General features: G+C 67.6%; 20 protein-coding genes. 5 read left to right on the top strand and 15 right to left on the bottom strand.

The window, feature by feature from the left end:
• Window positions 1-92: 92 nt before the first annotated feature.
• Genes A5740_RS25355 through A5740_RS25340 form a run of 4 tightly spaced genes read right to left on the bottom strand, consistent with a single transcriptional unit; the run spans window position 93 to window position 3,578 of the window.
• Window positions 93-815 carry a cobalt-precorrin-6A reductase gene (locus tag A5740_RS25355; protein ID WP_076198694.1) on the bottom strand — a complete coding sequence of 241 codons (723 nt, stop codon included), beginning with the start codon at window positions 813-815 and terminating at the stop codon, window positions 93-95.
• On the bottom strand, window positions 815-1,570 hold the full coding sequence (cobM, locus tag A5740_RS25350; protein ID WP_076198692.1) for a precorrin-4 C(11)-methyltransferase: 756 nt from the start codon (window positions 1,568-1,570) through the stop codon (window positions 815-817). The genes A5740_RS25355 and cobM overlap by 1 nt, the downstream gene beginning before the upstream one ends.
• Window positions 1,567-2,781, bottom strand: a complete 1,215-nt coding sequence (gene cbiE / locus A5740_RS25345) for a precorrin-6y C5,15-methyltransferase (decarboxylating) subunit CbiE (RefSeq protein WP_254849336.1) — start codon at window positions 2,779-2,781, stop codon at window positions 1,567-1,569. Before cbiE ends, cobM begins: the two co-directional genes overlap by 4 nt.
• Window positions 2,782-2,810: 29 nt before the next feature.
• Window positions 2,811-3,578: an SDR family NAD(P)-dependent oxidoreductase gene (locus A5740_RS25340; protein ID WP_076198688.1), complete on the bottom strand. Its 768-nt coding sequence runs from the start codon at window positions 3,576-3,578 to the stop codon at window positions 2,811-2,813.
• A 35-nt stretch (window positions 3,579-3,613) separates the two neighbouring features.
• On the opposite strand from A5740_RS25340, the gene A5740_RS25335 reads away from it, so the two are divergent.
• Window positions 3,614-4,039, top strand: coding sequence for a F420-dependent biliverdin reductase (locus tag A5740_RS25335; RefSeq protein ID WP_076198686.1), 426 nt, complete (start codon window positions 3,614-3,616; stop codon window positions 4,037-4,039).
• Window positions 4,040-4,049: 10 nt separating this feature from the next.
• Here the strand turns inward: A5740_RS25335 and A5740_RS25330 are convergent, their stop codons facing one another.
• On the bottom strand, window positions 4,050-5,174 hold the full coding sequence (locus tag A5740_RS25330) for a Xaa-Pro peptidase family protein (RefSeq protein ID WP_076198684.1): 1,125 nt from the start codon (window positions 5,172-5,174) through the stop codon (window positions 4,050-4,052).
• 86 nt (window positions 5,175-5,260) lie between these two features.
• Here A5740_RS25330 and A5740_RS25325 point away from each other — a divergent pair, with 86 nt between their 5' ends.
• Both A5740_RS25325 and A5740_RS25320 read left to right on the top strand, forming a co-directional pair.
• Window positions 5,261-6,124, top strand: coding sequence for a hypothetical protein (locus A5740_RS25325; protein WP_076198682.1), 864 nt, complete (start codon window positions 5,261-5,263; stop codon window positions 6,122-6,124).
• A complete protein-coding gene (locus tag A5740_RS25320; RefSeq protein WP_076198680.1) occupies window positions 6,121-7,083 on the top strand; it encodes a 5'-3' exonuclease in 963 nt (320 codons plus the stop codon). The genes A5740_RS25325 and A5740_RS25320 overlap by 4 nt, the downstream gene beginning before the upstream one ends.
• A gap of 118 nt (window positions 7,084-7,201) precedes the next feature.
• On the opposite strand, the gene A5740_RS25315 is transcribed toward A5740_RS25320, so the two are convergent.
• From A5740_RS25315 to pafA, 7 genes are all read right to left on the bottom strand, one after another.
• Entirely contained in the window at window positions 7,202-8,005 is an 804-nt protein-coding gene (locus A5740_RS25315; RefSeq protein ID WP_076198678.1) for a DUF4333 domain-containing protein, read from the bottom strand.
• Window positions 8,006-8,043: 38 nt separating this feature from the next.
• Window positions 8,044-10,809: an RNA helicase gene (locus A5740_RS25310; RefSeq protein WP_076198676.1), complete on the bottom strand. Its 2,766-nt coding sequence runs from the start codon at window positions 10,807-10,809 to the stop codon at window positions 8,044-8,046.
• The gene (gene tatC / locus A5740_RS25305; RefSeq protein WP_076198674.1) at window positions 10,799-11,743 is read right to left on the bottom strand and encodes a twin-arginine translocase subunit TatC; all 945 of its coding nucleotides are present in this window, start codon (window positions 11,741-11,743) and stop codon (window positions 10,799-10,801) included. Before tatC ends, A5740_RS25310 begins: the two co-directional genes overlap by 11 nt.
• Window positions 11,744-11,819: 76 nt before the next feature.
• The gene (gene tatA / locus A5740_RS25300; protein ID WP_076198672.1) at window positions 11,820-12,059 is read right to left on the bottom strand and encodes a Sec-independent protein translocase subunit TatA; all 240 of its coding nucleotides are present in this window, start codon (window positions 12,057-12,059) and stop codon (window positions 11,820-11,822) included.
• Between the two features lie 30 nt (window positions 12,060-12,089).
• A complete protein-coding gene (locus A5740_RS25295) occupies window positions 12,090-13,070 on the bottom strand; it encodes a YafY family protein (protein ID WP_076198670.1) in 981 nt (326 codons plus the stop codon).
• A 136-nt stretch (window positions 13,071-13,206) separates the two neighbouring features.
• Window positions 13,207-14,196 (bottom strand): YafY family protein, encoded by a 990-nt coding sequence (locus A5740_RS25290; protein ID WP_076198668.1) that lies wholly within the window; start codon window positions 14,194-14,196, stop codon window positions 13,207-13,209.
• A gap of 18 nt (window positions 14,197-14,214) precedes the next feature.
• The gene (gene pafA, locus A5740_RS25285; RefSeq protein ID WP_090510317.1) at window positions 14,215-15,573 is read right to left on the bottom strand and encodes a Pup--protein ligase; all 1,359 of its coding nucleotides are present in this window, start codon (window positions 15,571-15,573) and stop codon (window positions 14,215-14,217) included.
• 222 nt (window positions 15,574-15,795) lie between these two features.
• On the opposite strand from pafA, the gene A5740_RS25280 reads away from it, so the two are divergent.
• Window positions 15,796-16,920 (top strand): hypothetical protein, encoded by a 1,125-nt coding sequence (locus tag A5740_RS25280; protein ID WP_076198664.1) that lies wholly within the window; start codon window positions 15,796-15,798, stop codon window positions 16,918-16,920.
• A gap of 9 nt (window positions 16,921-16,929) precedes the next feature.
• Window positions 16,930-17,076: a hypothetical protein gene (locus A5740_RS28860; protein WP_175616356.1), complete on the top strand. Its 147-nt coding sequence runs from the start codon at window positions 16,930-16,932 to the stop codon at window positions 17,074-17,076.
• Here the strand turns inward: A5740_RS28860 and prcA are convergent, their stop codons facing one another.
• The 3 genes from prcA to A5740_RS25265 are packed head-to-tail and all read right to left on the bottom strand — an operon-like array spanning window position 17,077 to window position 18,839.
• Window positions 17,077-17,808, bottom strand: coding sequence for a proteasome subunit alpha (gene prcA / locus A5740_RS25275; RefSeq protein ID WP_076198662.1), 732 nt, complete (start codon window positions 17,806-17,808; stop codon window positions 17,077-17,079).
• The gene (prcB, locus tag A5740_RS25270; protein ID WP_076198660.1) at window positions 17,809-18,648 is read right to left on the bottom strand and encodes a proteasome subunit beta; all 840 of its coding nucleotides are present in this window, start codon (window positions 18,646-18,648) and stop codon (window positions 17,809-17,811) included. It lies immediately after the preceding gene.
• Complete coding sequence (locus A5740_RS25265; RefSeq protein ID WP_055114885.1) at window positions 18,645-18,839, bottom strand: ubiquitin-like protein Pup; 195 nt, start codon at window positions 18,837-18,839, stop codon at window positions 18,645-18,647. Before A5740_RS25265 ends, prcB begins: the two co-directional genes overlap by 4 nt.
• Between the last annotated feature and the right edge of the window lie 18 nt (window positions 18,840-18,857).

Raw genomic sequence — 18,857 nt, 5'->3', positions numbered from 1 at the left:
GGCGATTGTCGCTGAAAAGTCGCACATAGGCGGGCACATCGGATACCCGCTCGGAACCTGCGAGCGAGGTGACCAGAGTGCCGTGACACCAGTCATCTATCCCGAACCCAAGCCACCGCCGCCTCGACCGTCGCCACCGTCTGTACCCCGACCGGTAGCGGCGGCCGGTCCACCATCACCACCGGCACCCCCGCGGTCGCGGCCGCACGCAGCTTCGGCTCAGTCATCGCGCCGCCGCTGTTCTTGGTCACCAGCGCGTCGATCCCGTACTCGCGCAACAGGGCCAACTCTCCGTCGTAGTCGTACGGTCCGCGCGACAGCAGCAGCTGATGATCGGTGGGCAGGGTCTCGGGATCCGGCGCGGTCACGGCGCGGATCAAAAACCAGGCGTCGACGCCTTTGAAGGCACGTGTTCCGGATCGCCCGGTGGTCAGGAAGACACGCGAATAGCCGTTCTCGGCAACGGTTTCAGCCGCCGCGCGGTCCGACGCCACGAGGATGGCGTCACCCGGCGCCCACGCCGGGCGGGCCAGCACCAGATGGGGCACCCCGAGATCGGCACAGGCCTGCGCGGCGTTGGCGGTGATCGTCGCGGCGAAGGGATGCGTGGCATCCACGACGGCGTCGACGCGCTCGTCGACGAGCCAGCGGCGCAGCCCGTCGACACCGCCGAACCCGCCGATGCGTACCGGACCCACCGGAAGGGCGGGATCGGGCACCCTTCCGGCCAGCGAGCTGATCACCTCGACTGCGGGATGCAGCGCGGCGGCCAGGGCCCGGGCCTCACCGGTACCGCCCAGCAAGAGCAGTCTCATCAGTGGGTGGCACCACGACGTCGGCCCGACGAGTACAGGTAGCTGTCGGAAAACCTCTCGGCGGCAAGCACGTCCCCGATGACGATGACCGCGGTCTTGGTCACGTCGGCGGCGTGCATCTGCCCGGCGATGTCGGCGAGCGTGCCCCGCAACACGATCTCCTGCGGCCAGCTGGCGAACGCCACCACGGCACAGGGTGTTTCGGGACGGTAGCCGCCATCGATGAGCTGCGGGACGATGTTGTCGATCTGGGCGGCGGCCAGGTGCAGCACCAATGTCGCCCCCGGTGCCGACAGGGTGCGCAGGTCCTCACCCTCGGGCATCGCCGTGGACAGTGTGGCCACCCGGCTCAAGGTGACGGTCTGGGCCACCCCCGGAACCGTGAGCTCCCGGCGCAGCGCCGCCGCGACGGCGGTGAATGCCGGGACACCGGGCACGATCTCGTATCTGATGCCCAGGTCGTCAAGGCGGCGGCACTGCTCGGCCAGCGCACTGTAGATCGACGGGTCACCGGAATGCAGCCGCGCCACATCCACGCCCGCCTTGTCCGCGGCCACCACCTCGTCGATGATCTGCTCCAGGTTCAGCGGCCCGGTGTCGACGATCTTCGCGTCCGGCGGGCACAGCGCCAACAGATCGTCGGGCATGATCGACCCGGCATACAGGCACACCGGGCAGCTTCCCAGGATCCGCGCACCGCGCACGGTGATGAGATCGGCGGCGCCGGGCCCGGCGCCGATGAAGTACACCGTCATGGCTTGACCACCGCCCACTGCGTCACCGGCAGCGCCGGGCGCCAGCCGGTGAACCCGCCGATCGCACCGCCCTGATAGTGCTGATAACGCCGCACTTCGCCACCTTCCTTCGAATACCACTGCGCGACAACCGCTTCTGATTCCAACGTCACCGCGTTGACGACCAGCCGCCCGCCGGAGGGCAGCCGGTCGAAACAGGCCTGCAGCAAGCCGGGTTGGGTGATGCCGCCACCGATGAAGATCGCGTCGGGCTCGGGCGCACCGTCAAGGGACTCCGGCGCACCGTCGCGCACCTCCACCCGGACCCCGAAGGCGGCGACATTACCGAGGATCCGCTCGCGGCGCTGTTCGTCACGTTCGAACGCCACCGCGGCGCAACCGGGTGCGCTGCGCGACCATTCGATCGCGATGCTGCCCGAACCTGCACCGACATCCCACAGCAGTTCGCCGGGCCGGGGCCCGAGCGCCGCCAGGGTGACCGCGCGGATGGACTGCTTGGTGAGCTGCCCGTCGTGGGCAAACGCGTCGTCGGGAAGCGCGTGGGCCCGTCGCTCATCGGGCAGATAATGCACCGCCACCACATTGAGATCGTCGAAATCAGCCGGGGCGGCCGCCACCCAGTCCCGGGCTGTGCCGTCGTACCGCTTCTCCCCCGGGCCGCCCAACTGCTCCAGCACGCTCAATTCCGTATCACCCCGGCCGGATTCGCTCAGCAACCGAGCCAGCGTCAGCGGGGTCTGCGCGTCGCGCGACAGCACGATCGCTCGCCCGCCGCGACGGACCGCGGTATGCGGCGCGGCGGTGACAAGACTGATCACCTCGGTGTCGGTGACCGCCCAGCCCATCCGAGCGCACGCCAGCGTGACACTCGACACGTGCGGCAGCACCCGAACCCGCTGCACGCCGAACAGCCGGATGAGTGTTGCGCCGATACCGTGCAGCAGCGGATCTCCACTGGCCACCACGTGCACGTCAGCGTCACCGTCGAACAGCGTCGGCAGGGCGGGCAGCATCGGCGAAGGCCATTCGCGACGGTCGGCTGTCACGGCGTCGTCGAGCAGGTCCAGTTGGCGTGGCGAGCCGTACACGACGGTGGCTTTCGCCAGCTCGTCGCGGGAGGTCTGCGACAACCCCGCCATCCCGTCGGCCCCGATACCGACCACCGTGATCGTCCCCGTCATCTGCTGTCTGCTCTTCGCGTGAACGCTCATCGGCCCTCTGTTCTTCGCGCAAGCGCTCATCATCGCGGCATCCTGCGCCAGACCGGCCGCGGCACAAACCGCGTCACGAAAATCATCGGCCGGATCACCCACGGCACCCACACGGCGCGTTTGCCCCGGGCCAGTGCGGTGGCGGTGGCGTCTGCCACCTGGGCCGGCGTGCTGGAGAACGGGGCGGGCTCCATGCCCTCGGTCATGCGGCCGATCACGAAACCGGGTCGCACGATCAACAGCTGCACCTCGGTGCCGTGCAGGGCGTCGGTCAGGCCGCTGGCGAACGCGTCCAGACCGGCCTTGGCCGAACCGTAGACAAAGTTGGCCCGGCGAGCCCGCGCCCCGGCGATCGACGAGAACACCACCAACCGGCCCCGACCAGCGGCGCGCATGCGCGAAGCGAGCACGGTGAGCAGGCTGACCTGGGCAACATAGTCGGTGTGCACGACGGCCACCGCGTGGGCGGGATCGGCTTCGGCCCGGTCCTGATCGCCCAGCACCCCGAAGGCCAGCACCGCGGTGTCGATCGGCCCATGGTCGGCTTCGATCGCCTCGACCAGGCCGGCATGTCCGGCAACGGCGTCGGCGTCGAACTCACGCGTGTGCACCTCGACCGCGCCGCCCGCCCGGACCGCGGCGACCAGCTCGTCGAGCTGGTCGGCGCGGCGGGCGGCCAGCACGACCACCGCGCCCGCAGCGAGCCGAACAGCCAGTTCGACACCGATCTCGCTGCGGCCCCCGAAAATCACCACGACACGGCGATCCGTGTCAGCCGAGTCTGCCGTGTCCTCCATGGCAGCGATTATGTCCTGCGCTAACGTGGACCCCGATGGCTACATCTCGTGGCAAGGCGACCACCAAGCTCACCAATGAGGCTCTGGCGTTCCTCACCGAACGTCATCTGGCAATGCTGACCACGTTGCGCTCGGACAATTCTCCGCACGTGGTGGCGGTCGGTTTCACCTTCGATCCCAAGACCCACATCGCGCGCGTGATCACCAACGGCGGGTCGCAGAAGGCAGTGAACGCGCATGAGCGCGGCATCGCGGTGCTCAGCCAGGTCGACGGCGCCCGCTGGCTGTCGCTGGAAGGCAAGTCCACCGTGCGGAGTGAGCCCGACGCGGTCCGCGATGCCGAACTGCGTTATGCCCAGCGCTACCGCACCCCGCGGATCAACCCGAACCGCGTCGTGATCGAGGTCCGCATCGAACGGGTGCTGGGCTCTTCCGAGCTTCTGGACCGCGGCGAAAGCTAGCCCGACTGGCTCACACCGGCACCACGACGAGATCGTGTGGCTGGTTGTTTACCGACAGCGCGCCGTCGTCGGTGACCACGACGATGTCTTCGATCCGGGCGCCCCACTGGCCGGGGAAGTACACGCCGGGTTCCACACTGAACGCCATCCCGACCTCCAACGGCAGATCGTTACCGGCCACGATGTAGGGCTCCTCGTGCACAGACAATCCGATGCCGTGTCCGGTGCGGTGCACGAATGCCTCGGCCAGCCCCTCGGCAGCCAGCACGTCGCGAGCGGCAGCGTCGACCTGTTCGGCGGTCACCCCGGGCCGCACCGCGGCCACGGCGGCGTTCTGGGCCCGCTGCAGCACCGCGTAGCGCCGCGCCACGTCCGGATCCGGTTCGCCGAGAGAATAGGTGCGGGTGGAATCGGAGTTGTACCCGGGCTCGTACGGTCCGCCGATGTCGACGACGACGATGTCGCCGGCGCGCAACTCACGATCCGAGCACTCGTGGTGCGGGTCGGCACCGTTGGGTCCTGAGCCGACGATGATGAACGCCACCTCCGAATGGCCTTCGGCCACAATCGCTTCAGCGATGTCGGCGGCCACGTCGGCCTCGGTGCGGCCGGGCACCAGGAACTCCGGAACCCGCGCGTGCACGCGGTCGATTGCCGCGCCGGCCTTGCGCAAGGCGTCGATCTCGGCCGGATCCTTGATCATCCGCAGGCGCCGCAGCACGTCGGTGGCCAACACCGGGACCACCCCGAGCAGTCCGGCAAGCGGCAGCAGGTGCAGCGCGGGCATCGCATCGGTGACCGCTGTCTTCACGCCGGTTCCGCCGAGAGCGTCGACCACCATCTGGTACGGGTTCTGGCCGTCCACCCAATCGCGAACCGTCACACCGAGTTCGGTGACCGCCGATTCACGCAGGGCGGCCAGTTCCAGGCGCGGCACCACGATCGTGGGATCGCCGACGGCGGGCAGCACCAGGGCCGTCAGACGTTCGAAGGTCTGCGCCCGAGATCCGGTCAGGTACCGCAGGTCATAGCCGGGGGTGATGACCAGACCGGCCAAACCGGCATCGGCTGCGGCGGTCGCGGCCGCGGCGAGCCGGTGGGCATAGACATCGGTGCTGAATCGGCTTTCGGTCATGGTTTCGAGGCTAACGGCTGTGCCGCGGTGGCATCAGTCCGAGTGTCCGCCCGGCCCCGCGACGCACACCGGCTACTGTCGCTGGAATGTTGCGTGATATCCGCGATCTCACCGACGATCCGCAGGCGTACGCCGCCGAGCTGCAGAAGCGTTGGGGTGGCCTGCTGAGCTACCGATACCTGGGCCGCACCTACTCCTCGATGGACCTGGGCCCGGCCGACGACACCGTGACGCTGCGCCGCGACATGCGCAATTCCACCGGAGGGCTGCTGTTGGCCGTGCTCGGCATCTCCTCGCCCGACAGCGGCGGGGTCAGCGATCTGCAAGCAGTGCCGAACCCGGTCGTGCATTCCTGTCAGGTCCTCGATCCGGCCCGCGATGTCAAGCGCATACGTGTCGACACCGAGGTACTCAAGCAGGGCAGGCAGATGGCCTACAGCCGTTCGGTCATCGTCGACGCCGACAACCCGGCCCGGGTCGTGGCACTCACCGAGGGGCAGGGAGTCTCCATCGGCATTCCGCCCGAGGGTCTGCAGAAGATGCCGGTCGATCCGATCGACGTCGTCGACAGTCCTGATCTGCCACCGCTGTGGCAGGTGTTCGGCGGCCGCAAACGCGACGACGGAGACGGGGCCGGGCACTGGACCCTGCCGGAGTTGGCGGTCGAGGTGGCCTCTCCCGACGCCGCGCTGCACATCGGCCCGCAGTTCGTGATCCTGGAGACCGCTGCCGCAGATGCTGCTGCGGTCGCGGCGAAATCCGATGCACTGCAGGGCCTTTCGTCGCATGTAATGTTCCTGGCGCGGGGCAAGACGGGCCCCTTCCGGGTCGACACCCAGGTGCTTCCCGGCGCGGCGGGCACCGTCGCGGTCCGGGCTACCCTGCACGATGAGGGTGCGGGCGGCAAAGCCGTCACCGCCGCGTCGTATGTGTTCGGGAAGGTGTCATGAGCGACCCGATATTGCTGCTCGACGGGGCCAGCATGTGGTTTCGGTCGTACTTCGGTGTGCCGTCTTCGATCAAGGCACCCGACGGCCGCCCCGTGAATGCGGTACGCGGGTTCCTCGACTCGATCGCCACGCTGGTGACCCGGGAGCGGCCGCGACGGTTGGTGGTGTGCCGCGACGACGACTGGCGGCCACAGTGGCGGGTGGATCTGGTGCCGTCGTACAAGGCACATCGGGTCGAGGAACCCCGTCCGGACGGTACTCCCGACGTCGAGGAGGTTCCCGACGACCTCAGCCCCCAGGTCGACATGATCATGGACCTGCTCGACGCGTTCGGTATCGCGACGGCCGGGGCGCCCGGGTTCGAAGCCGACGACGTGCTGGGCACGCTGGCCACCGCCGAACAGCGCGACCCGGTGGTGGTGGTCAGCGGTGACCGCGACCTGCTGCAGTTGGTCCGCGACGAACCCGTTCCCGCCGTGCGGGTGCTCTACATCGGCCGAGGCTTGGCCAAGGCGACGAAGTATGGGCCGGCCGAGGTCGCCGACATCTATGGGGTGCCCATCGATCGGGCCGGACCGGCCTACGCCGAGCTGGCACTGCTGCGCGGTGACCCATCGGATGGACTGCCCGGTGTCGCCGGTATCGGCGAGAAGACCGCCGCCACGCTGTTGGCCCGGCACCGCTCGCTGCAGGGCATCCAGGCGGCCGTCGAGGATCCGAAATCCTCACTGTCCAAAGCACATCGGACCAAATTGCTGGCCGCCGCCGACTACATCGCCGCGGCCGAGCCGGTGGTGCGGGTGGCCACGGACGCTCCTGTGACGCTGTCGACGGCCACCGACGAACTGCCGCTGGCCGCCGGCGATCCGGCCCGGGTGGCCGATCTGGCCGCCGCCTACGGGGTCACCTCGTCGATCGGCCGGCTGCAGGCGGCGCTGGACCAACTGCCCGGGCACTGACGGTCGTCGTCACCGCTTTCCACCGCAGGGTCGTTCACAGCGCGGCGCAGCGACCCTGCGGTGGAAAGCGGCGGCCAGGGCAGACCGGCGGCCAACGGTGGGCACACCGCCAGTGGGGCTACTTGGGCCGCCCCACCTCGTAGGTGCCCTTGTCGTCCTTGAACGTGACCGTGACCTTGCGCTTGGTGCCGTCGATCGTCACCTCGCAGTCGAACGTCGAATCCTTCTTGACCGTGGGGTTTTCGCCGTCGTTGCATTTGACGCCGGTGACCTTGGTGGCGCCGTAGCCGTTGGTCTTGTCGGTGAGAATCTGCTCGACGCCGCTCTGCGCCTTGTCGATGTCGAGCTTGGTGGTGACCGCCCAGCCGGGCAGCCAGAACGCGGTCACCGCGATGATGGCCAGCAACAGGACCGCCAGGCCGCCGACGATGCCACCGATCATAGCCAGCGAACGCTTGGAGCCTTCCTCAGAACCCGGCACACCGTACTGTCCGAACTGGCCGGGAACGCCGTACTGGCCGGGCTGGCCGTATTGTCCCGGCTGCCCGTATTGCGGGGGCTGCCCCGGCTGCCCGAACTGGGGCGGTTGCCCGTATCCGGGCACCTGAGGGTATTGCTGCGGCTGGCCGGGCTGCGGGTACGCCTGCTGACCGTACTGCTCGGTCCCGGGGTACTGCGGCTGCTGAGGCTGTTGCGGTTGCGAATAATCCGGCTGCTGGACACCCTGCGCAGGCGGTTGGTACGAGGGATACTGCTGCGGCGTGTACGCCGGGGGCTGCCAGGCCGGGGTGTGCGTCGCGGCATCGTCCGAACCAGGGGTGGGCGGCTGCCAGGCCTCGGCACCCGAAGGCTGGTCGTTGCCGGGCTCAGGCTGCTGACCGGGCCACTGCTGTCCCTGGTCAGATCCCTGCGGTCCGCTCATGATTCTCCTTGATCCTGTTCGGGTGTCGCCAAAACACCCTACCCCGCATCAACAGCTACAACGCCGCGCCGAACGTCGTTGACAGCGCGTTTCGCGGTATTGCGCAGGTTCGATGTCGGTGCGGAATTGCGCACCTGGTCGAGCAGATCGAGCACCTGACGGCACCAGCGTACGAAATCACCGGCCGACAGCGCGGCGCCCGAGCCGCTCACGTCGGAAGCCTCCAACGCGACGGCCAGATCACCGGTGTTGGCCCAGCGATAGACCGCGGTGACAAAGCCCTCGTCGGGTTCGCGGCTCGGTGCCAGGCGGTGTCGTTGTTCATCACCACGCAGGCCCGCCGACATCCGGCGGGTCTGGGCCAGGGCACGCCGCAGCCCCTCGGTCGGGACGTCGACTCCCAGCACACTGCCTGCAGCGTCCCCGCGGGACTCGAACAGGACCGCCGAGAGCACCGCCGCCAGCTCCGCCGGTTGCAGACCTTCCCACAACCGGCCGCGCAGGCATTCGGCCACCAGCAGATCGCTCTCGCTGTAGATGCGGGCCAGCAGTCGTCCGGCGTCGGTGACCTTGAGGCCCGAGCCGGACTCGCTTTCGTTGTCGTCTTCGATGAACCCGCGTTCACGCAGCAGCGCCACGATCCGGTCGAACGTGCGGGCCAACGAGTTCGTCGCCGCGTTGACCTTCTGCTGAATCTGGGCGTTGTCGCGTTCGATGCGCAGATATCGTTCGGCGATCCGGGCCTTGGCCTCACGATCGGCCAGTTGATGCGCCGGGTGGTGACGCAGTTGGTCACGCAGACCGGCCAATTCCGGATCGACGTCACGCTCGGGGGCCCCGGCGCCCCGACTCGCCCGTTTCGACGGCACCGACAGATCTGCCGCGGCCGACCGCAACGCCGAGGCCAGGTCCCGACGCACGCGTGGCTGACGATGCTCCACCCGCTTGGGCAGGCTCATCGTGCCCAACGGGGCCGACGCGCCCGAGTAATCGGCCGACGAAATCCGGCCGGCCCAACGATGTTCGGTCAGCACGAGCGGTCTCGGGTCATCGCTGTCGCGCTGGGCTGCCTCCAGCACCACGGCGAGTCCGCCGCGGCGGCCCTGCGTGATGGTGATGATGTCGCCACGTCGTAACGCAGCCAACGCATCGGTGGCGGCCTGGCGCCGTTGCAGGCGCGAGGCCCGCGACTGCGCCCGCTCGCGCTCACCGATCTTGGACCGCAGCCGGACGTAGTCGAGGATCGGCGCGTCCTTTCCGCCGAGTTCTGCGGCCAGCTCGCCCATCATCCGCTCACCGCGAGCGATGCCGCGCACCAAGCCAACCACCGACCGGTCCGCCTGATACTGGGCAAACGATCGCTCCAGCAGTTTGCGGGCCTGTTCGGGACCCATCTGCTGCACCAAGTTGATGGTCATGTTGTAGCTGGGAGCGAACGAGCTGCGCAGCGGAAAGGTCCGGGTCGAGGCCAGGCCCGCCACTTCGGCGGGTTCGGCGTTGCTGTCGTCGGGCCGCCACAGCACCACGGCGTGGCCTTCGACGTCGATTCCGCGCCGCCCGGCCCGTCCGGTCAGCTGGGTGTACTCCCCCGGGGTCAACGGCACATGCTGCTCTCCGTTGAACTTCACCAGCCGCTCGAGCACGACGGTGCGGGCCGGCATGTTGATCCCCAGCGCCAAAGTCTCGGTGGCGAACACGGCCTTGACCAAACCCGCGGTGAACAGCTCCTCGACGGTGTGCCGGAACACCGGCAGCATCCCGGCGTGGTGGGCGGCCAACCCGCGCAGCAGACCTTCACGCCACTGGTGATAGTCCAGCACGATCAGATCGGATTCGGCCAGGTCGGCGCACCGCCGGTCGACGATCGCCGCGATTCGACTGCGCTCCTCGTCGGTGGTCAGCCGTAACGGTGCGCGCAGGCACTGCTGTACCGCGGCATCGCAGCCGGCCCGGGAGAACACGAAGGTGATGGCGGGCAGCAGTCCCTCGGCGTCGAGGGTGGCGATCACGTCGGGCCGGCTCGGTGGCCGGTACAGCTGCGGACGGCCGCCGCCGCGTCCCCGGCCGCGGGGCTGCCAGTCGGCCAGCCGGTCGGCCTCGCGCCGGTGGCTGATGTGGCGCAACAGGTCCGGGTCGACGAGCGTACTGTTCGTGCCCTCGAACAGATCGAACAGCCGCCGGCCCACGAGCATGTGCTGGGACAACGGGACGGGCCGGTGCTCGTCGACGACGACGGTGGTGTCCCCGCGCACCGTCTGGATCCAGCCGCCGAACTCCTCGGCGTTGCTGACCGTGGCCGACAGGCTGACCAGCAGGACTTCCTCGGGCAGGTGCAGGATCACCTCCTCCCACACCGCGCCGCGCATCCGGTCGGCCAGGAAGTGCACCTCGTCCATCACCACGTAGGAAAGCCCATGCAGCGCAGGAGAGTTCGCGTACAACATGTTGCGCAGCACTTCGGTGGTCATCACCACGATGTCGGCATCACCGTTGATGGACTGGTCGCCGGTGAGCAACCCGATCTTGTCCGCGCCGTAGCGGGCCACCAGATCGTTGTGCTTCTGGTTGCTCAGGGCCTTGATCGGGGTGGTGTAGAAACATTTTCCGCCGGCTGCCAGCGCCAGGTGCACGGCGAACTCGCCGACCACGGTTTTGCCCGCTCCGGTGGGCGCGCAGACCAGCACGCCGTGTCCGCCCTCCAGCGCACGGCAGGCGCGCACCTGGAAATCGTCGAGCGCGAACGGGTATTCGGTGGTGAACCTGGTCAGTTCACCACCGTGGAGGTCACCCGACTCAGGTGGCATCGTCGTCGATGTCGATCCGCGAGGGTGCACTCACCGGGGTGGCCGGCTCGACGGGTTCCGCCGACGGGATCGGTGCGGCCTCGTCCTCGGGCACCTCGAGCGCCTCGCGGCGGGCCTTGCGCTTGTCGTTGAGCCTGGCGATCTGGATGGCGAACTCGAGCAGCAGGGTCAGCGCGCAGGCCAATGCCAACATGGTGAAAGGGTCAGAACCCGGTGTGGCAAAGGCGGCGAAGACGAACAACCCGAAGATCAGACCGCGTCGCCACGCCTTCAGCCGCTCATAGGTGAGCATGCCGACCAGATTGAGCATGATGATCAGCAACGGGAATTCGAAGCTGATGCCGAACACCAACAGCAGATTGATCAGAAACCCAAAGTACTTGTCGCCGGAAAGCGCCGTCACCTGGACATCGCTGCCAACGGTCAGCAGAAAACCGAGCGCCGTCGCCAGGACCACATACGCCAGGACCGCGCCGGCGATGAACAGCACTGCCCCGACGCTGACGAACGCCATCGCGAACCGACGTTCCTTCTTGTACAAGCCGGGTGTGATGAACGCCCACAACTGGTACAGCCACACCGGACAGGCCAGCACCACGCCGGCGGCCAACGCCACCTTCAGACGCAGCATGAACTGGTCGAACGGCGCCGTGGCGAGCAGACGGCAGCCTCCGTCCGGGGTGATATCGGCGCGCGCGGACTGGGGCAGCGCGCAGTACGGGCCGCGCAGCCACTCACCGAGGCTGTGAAACCCGAAGATGCCGTGGGTGTACCAGAGGAATCCGAAGATCGTGGTCACGACAACCGCGGCCGCCGCGATGAGCAGCCTGGTACGCAGCTCGTGGAGGTGGTCGACCAACGACATGGTGCCGTCGGGGTTGACCCGCGAACGGCGGCGGCGCGGATCGAGCTTTTTAATGAATCCGGAGGTCACAGGAGTGTTTTAGAGGCCTGGTAGATGGCACGAAGCGACATCGCGGGGCGATGACCGCGATCGGTTGCCGGACCGGTCAGGCCGTGTGACGGTCCGGGGACTGCTCAGGCGCCGGTGCCTCGACACGCTCGGAGGAAATCGGTTTGGCCGGTGGTGCCTCGGCCGAAGAATCCGACTGCATCTCCTTGATCTCGGACTTGAAGATCCGCATCGACTTGCCGAGCGACCGAGCGGCGTCCGGCAGCTTCTTGGCGCCGAAAAGCAGCACGAACACCGCGATGACAATGATCCAGTGCCAGGGTTGTAGACCACCCAATTTGGTTACCTCCAGACGTCCGTGCCGAGTCTACCCGCGGGTGTCGGCAGTCTCGTAAGCGTGCAACGCCTCGGCGGCCGATTCCTTCACGCGCTGCGCCAATGGTTCGGGGGCCAACACCCGCACTGCCGAGCCGAATCCAAGCAGGAATCGTGCCATCCATTCCTGTGAGGCGTATGTCATCACCGCTTCACAGGCCCCGTCGGGCAGGTCGTTGACGATCCGCAGCGGGTAGTAGTCGAACATCCACGATGCCGAACGGTCGATCACCAGGGTCGCCGACGGCAGTGACGGGTCGGCACTGTCCGGATCGAACAGCGAGGTGTCCGTGCCGGCCTGCACCGCCGGTGAGGGCGGCTCCGAGGGATCATCGAGGCGCTGGGCAGACACGATCCGGTCGAAGCGGAACATCCGCACCGCCTCGGCGCTGCGGCACCACGCCTCCAGGTAACTGTTCTCCCCGATCAGCACCACCCGGATCGGGTCGACAGTGCGGGTGGTGAGCGAGTCACGCGATGCCGAGTAGTACTCCAACGTCACGGCGCGACCGTCGCGCACGGCGGCGCGCACGTCCCCGGCCGCACCGGTCTCCTCCGAAATGGTGTCCTCCGAAACGGTGTCCTCGACGGGACTGCGTTGGCTGCCTGCGGCCGATTCGATCTTGGCGATGGCGCTGCGCGCCGCCTCGGGATCGACCATGCCGGGCACGTCGACCAAGGTGCGCAACGCCATCAGGACGCCGGTGGCCTCTGTGGAGGTCAACCGCAGTGGGCGGTCCACGCCGGCGCTGAAGGTGACTTCGACGGTGTCGCCCTCGAAGTCGAAGTCGATGAGATCGCCCGGGCTGTACCCGGGCAATCCACACATCCACAGCTGCTCGAGGTCGGAGTCGAGTTGCTTGCGGGTGACGCCCAGCGCCGCGGCGGCCTCGTCGCGCGTGACCCTCGGGTTGGCCTGGAAGTACGGAACCATGTTGAGCATCCGGACCAACCGGGTGGAAACCTGACTCATGCGCGATCCGCCTTCGGCTCCTCGCTGACCCTCATGCGCGATCCGCCTTCGGCTCCTCGCTGACCCTCATGCGCCATCCGCCTCCGGCTCCTCGCTGACCCTCATGCGCCATCCGCCTCCGGCTCCTCGCTGACCCTCATGCCGTACCCCTCTGGGCGCGCAACCGGCTCACCACGTCCTCGCGTAACGACGGGGGTTCCAGCGCGACGGCATCGGCGCCGTAACCGGCGATCTCGCGGGCCAGCCGGTCCGACATCCCGATGTCGACGGTGATCTCCTCCCCCGCGCGCCCGCCCAGCGTGCGCGGCACGACCGCGGTGGCCTGACGACGTAGCGCGGTGGCACGCCCACCGGCAATCCAGACGCGGGCCTGCTCCCCGGTAGGCAGTTCGGCCACCGCACGCGCGACGATCTCCCGCAGGTTGACCCCCTCGGGCTTGGCCACCGCACCGGCCGGCCCGATGGTGCTCACGTCGGCGTCGATGCGCGACAGCCGGAAGGTGCGGATGTCGTCGCGGTCGCGGTCATGCCCGACCAGGTACCACCGGCCGCGGTGGGTGACCACACCCCAGGGCTCGACGGTGCGGCTGGTGTGCTCGGCGCTTCGGGAGGCCCGGTGCCGGAACCGCACCGCGTGCCCGGAGTCGATCGCCGACAACAGGATTCGCAACACTTCTTCGGACCCGCGCAGCCCGGGCAGCGTCGCGGTCGAGGCGATGGCCACGCCCGCGCCCTCGGAGTCGACGTCCACGCCCGCGGCGCGCAATTTCAGCAGCGCGCCCTGCGTCGCGGTGACCAGCTCCGGGGACTGCCACAGCTGGGTGGCCACGGCCACCGCGGCGGCCTCGTCGGCGCTCAACTGCACCGGGGGCAGCTCATAGGAATCCCGGTTGATGCGATAACCCTCGCCTGCGTCGAACTTGGACACCCGGCCGGTTTCCAACGGGATGCCGAGGTCGCGCAACTCGTTCTTGTCGCGCTCGAACATCCGGGAGAACGCTTCGTCGCTGGGGCTGTCGGCGTATCCGGCGACGCTGGCGCGGATCTTATCCGCAGGCAGAAACGACCGGGTGGACAGCAGTGCGATGACAAGGTTCATCAACCGCTCGACTTTGGATACCGCCACGAGAGGAAAGCTTAAGGCTCACATGCTGGCGATCAGGCGCTTGACTCGCTCGTCGACCGACCGGAACGGATCTTTGCACAGCACCGTGCGCTGGGCCTGGTCATTGAGCTTGAGATGCACCCAGTCGACGGTGAAATCGCGACCGGCTTCCTGTGCGGCGCTGATGAACTCACCACGCAACTTGGCCCGGGTGGTCTGTGGCGGCGTGTTCACCGCGGCGTCGATCTCCTCGTCGGTGGTGATCCGGGCGGCCAGGCCTTTGCGTTGCAGCAGGTCGAACACGCCGCGACCACGCTTGATGTCGTGGTAGGCGAGGTCGAGCTGGCTGATCTTCGGATCGGACAGCTCCATGTTGTAGCGATCCTGGTAGCGCTGGAACAGCTTGCGCTTGATCACCCAGTCGATCTCGGTGTCGACCTTCGCGAAATCTTGGCTCTCCACGGCGTCGAGCTGGCGGCCCCACAGGTCGACCACCTGCTCGATCTGGGTGCTGGGCTCACGCGTCTGCAGGTATTCCACGGCGCGGCTGTAGTACTCGCGCTGGATGTCCAGGGCGCTGGCCTGCCGTCCGCCGGCCAACCGCACCGGCCGCCGACCGGTGAGGTCGTGGCTGACCTCGCGGATGGCGCGAATCGGGTTGTCGAGCGAGAAGTCACGGAACGGGACACCGGCCTCGATCATCTCCAGCACGAGCGAGGCGGTGCCCACCTTGAGCATGGTGGTGGACTCGCACATGTTGGAGTCGCCGACGATGACGTGCAGCCGGCGGTATTTCTCGGCGTCGGCGTGCGGCTCGTCGCGGGTGTTGATGATCGGCCTACTGCGAGTGGTGGCGCTGGAGACGCCTTCCCAGATGTGCTCGGCGCGCTGACTCAGGCAGTAGGTGGCGGCCTTCGGGGTCTGCAACACCTTGCCCGCACCGCAGATCAGTTGGCGGGTGACCAGGAACGGCAGCAGCACATCGGAGATCCGGGAGAACTCGCCGGCCCGCACGATCAGGTAGTTCTCGTGGCAGCCGTAGGAGTTACCGGCCGAATCGGTGTTGTTTTTGAACAGGTAGATGTCGCCGCCGATGCCCTCGTCGGCGAGCCGCTGCTCGGCATCGATCAGCAGGTCCTCCAGGACGCGCTCCCCGGCGCGGTCGTGGGTGACCAGCTGGGTCAGGTTGTCACACTCGGCGGTGGCGTACTCCGGATGCGACCCCACGTCGAGGTACAACCGGGCGCCGTTACGGAGGAAAACGTTGGAACTGCGGCCCCACGACACCACCCGCCGGAACAAATAGCGGGCGACCTCGTCGGGACTGAGCCGGCGATGGCCATGGAACGTGCAGGTCACACCGAATTCCGTCTCGATGCCCATGATTCGTCGCTGCACGCCATCGAGCTTACGGGGTGGCTGACGGTAAAGGTGGGCAAGCGCGCGGTTACGCGCCGAGCGTGGCGGCAGCCAACCGGTGACGCTGCGTTGCAGGCTTGTCAGCGCTGCCAGTCACCGAAACCGACATACCGCCGCCATCAGAAGCATCTGCGCCTTTTATCCCTGGTCAGCGGTCATCACGGGCATAAGGTGGACTCGAGTCCGCACAAAGGAGTGTCGATGACCCGATACGAACTGCCTGACGTCGCCGACCTCATCCGCCTCGGCGAGCCACACGAGCACGCCATCACGGTGTACGCCGAAACCGCGCCCGGGCCCGACGAGCGCGACAAGAGCCTGCTGACCGCCAAGAGTGCGGTGGACCGGGCCCTGCGCGCCATCCGCGATTCCGGGGCGCGGCATGCGGTGGAGGAACAGCTGCGGTTGCGTTGGAAGAAGATCGCCGAATCGGACCTGTGGCTGAGTCTGTCGCGTTCGGTGGCCATCTTCATCGCCGATGATTTCCACGAGGTCTACGTGTTGCCGAACGCCTTGGAGAGCCAGCTTCAGGTCGGCAGCTACTTCGACATCGGTCAGCTGGTGCGAGCCGTCACCACGCCGCAGGAGGCATATGCGCTGACGTTGTCCGCCGACGGCTGGAATCTGTGGCAGGCCACCCCAAGTAAGCGTGCCGAGGAGCTCGAACTCACCGGTGAATATGCGACCGACGTGGCCGAAGCGACCAATCGCGCCACGGTGCGCGACCGGGGCCATGTGCGGCGGCTGGTCGGCGATGAAGGCAAGAAGGTGCTGCTGGAGCAGTACGCCAAGCGGGTCGCCGAGGCGGTGGACAACGAACTGGGTCAGCTCGATCCCGCGTCGACGCGGCCGCTGTATCTGTTCGCGACCGATCCACTGCTCGACATGTACCGCGGACTCGACCACAAGCGCCAGATCGTGTCGGTGCCCGGGGCTGCCGATCTGCTGCGACCCGATCAGATCGACGGCGCCATCCGCGAGTCGCTACCTGTCCTGAACGCGGAGCGGGCCAGCACGTGGGTCGAGGAGTTGGGCAACGACCTGAGCCGGGGGCTGGTGGCCACAGATCTGGGGGATATCGCCCGGGCCACGACTGCCGGCGCGGTGGACACCCTGGTGTACAACTTCACCGTCGACGTGCTGGGTCGGATCGAGGTTGCTACCGGAGCCCTGCACTACGACGACTCGGGGTACGACGTGCTGTCCCACATCGCGGTGACGGTGCTCGACCAGGGCGGTAAGGCATTCGCCGTGCGACCCGACGAGATCACCGCAGATGTCTGGAATGAAACGGCAGTCGCCAAGTTACGGTTCCCGTTGGGCTGAAGGACGAGGTTGATTCAGGATCATCACCGGGCGATCGTGCGCGGACCCGCGCCGACGGCGTCGGCGAGCAGTTGCAGCAACAGCGCCAACCCGGGGGCCCGCATCAGCCAGCCGACCAGTGCCCAGCCCAGTGAGTTGTTCGAGGGCGGCGACTGACTACTCGGCTGGGTCCGATGCTTTCGAATCAACCTCGGGCAGAAGGGCTTCCAGTGCCGCCCCGGTGATCCGGCGGAAACAGCGGCGTGGTCGCGTGGCGTCGAGTACCGCCACCTCGAGGGTGGCCGGCCCCAGTACCCGTGGCTCAGAGCCGTTGCTGCTCGCGCTGAGTGCCTGTACCGCGATCTTGACCGCGGCGCCCAGATCGGCGTTCTCGGTGAAGGACTCGGTCAACGCGGCGGCGATCGGCTCGGTGGTACCGCCCATCACCACGAAGTGCGGCTCGTCGGCGATCGATCCGTCATAGGTGATCCGGTACAGCTCGGGTGCCTTGGTCTCGCCGTAGTGCGCCACCTCGGCCACACACAGCTCGACCTCGTAAGGCTTGGCCTGTTCGGTGAAGATCGTGCCGAGCGTCTGCGCGTAGACATTGGCCAGCTGGCGGCCCGTCACGTCGCGGCGGTCGTAGGCATACCCGCGGGTGTCGGCGAACTGGATGCCGCCGCGGCGCAGGTTGTCGAACTCGTTGAACCGGCCGACGGCGGCGAAGCCGACCCGGTCGTAGAGCTCGCTGATCTTCTGCAGCGAACGCGACGGGTTCTCGGCGACGAACAGCACACCGTTGTCGTAGACCAGGGCGATCACGCTGCGCCCCCGGGAGATGCCCTTACGCGCCAATTCGGAGCGCTCACGCATCGCCTGTTCGGGCGAGATGAAGTACGGGAAGCTCATTTACCCCTCACCGCCCAACCGGGTCCGGCGCGCGATGACCTCGCGAGCCAGCTCGGCGATGCGTTCCTCGGTGATCTCCTCTGCCCCCTCGGCCCCGATGGTTACCGCGGTCGGATAGATACCGCGCACCAGATCGGGCCCACCGGTGGCGGAGTCGTCGTCAGCGGCATCGTAGAGCGCCTCGATCGCCACCTTCAGAGCCGAATCCGCGTCCGCCACTTGGGGATACAACTTCTTGATCGACGACTTGGCGAAGATCGACCCGGAGCCCACCGACTGGTAGCCCTCTTCCTCGATGTTCCAGCCGCCCGCGGCGTCGAACGAGACGATCCGGCCGGCGTTCTCGGCGTCCGGCGCGTCCACGTCGTATCCCACCAGCAGGGGTAGGGCTACGAAACCCTGCAGTGCTGCACCGAGATTGCCGCGCACCATGATGGCCAGTCGGTTGACCTTGCCGCGGAACGTCAGCGCAACGCCTTCGACCTTCTCGTAGTGCTCCAACTCCACGGCGTAGAGCCGGGCGAACTCGACCGCGATGGCCGCGGTGCCCGCGATACCGGTGGCGGTGTAATCGTCGGTGATGTACACCTTCTGCACGTCGCGGCCGGCGATCATGTTGCCCTGCGTGGAGCGGCGGTCACCGGCGATCAGCACCCCGCCGGGGTACTTGATCGCGACGATCGTGGTCCCGTGCGGAACCGCGTTGGTCGGGTTGGCCACGGCATCGGCGAATCGGTTGACCGGCAACAGTTCGGGAGCCTGCCGACGCAGCAGGTCAGAGAACGACGACAGTTCGGGGGGTTGGGAGAAGGGCAAGGACAAGTTTTCGCGCCAGGTCACTGGCCGCCCTTTTGGACGTACGCGCGCACGAAGTCCTCTGCGTTCTCTTCCAGCACGTCGTCGATCTCGTCGAGCAGATCGTCGGTATCTTCGGCCAGCTTCTCGCGACGCTCCTGCCCGGCAGCGGATGCACCCGGCAGGTCGTCATCCTCGCCGCCGCCACCGCCACGCTTGGTCTGCTCTTGAGCCATCGCTGCCTCCTGCAATTG

This window comes from Mycobacterium sp. GA-1841 (assembly GCF_001954135.1).
In the GTDB taxonomy this organism is placed as follows: domain Bacteria; phylum Actinomycetota; class Actinomycetes; order Mycobacteriales; family Mycobacteriaceae; genus Mycobacterium.
This window is presented reverse-complemented; position numbering and strand designations above follow the sequence as displayed.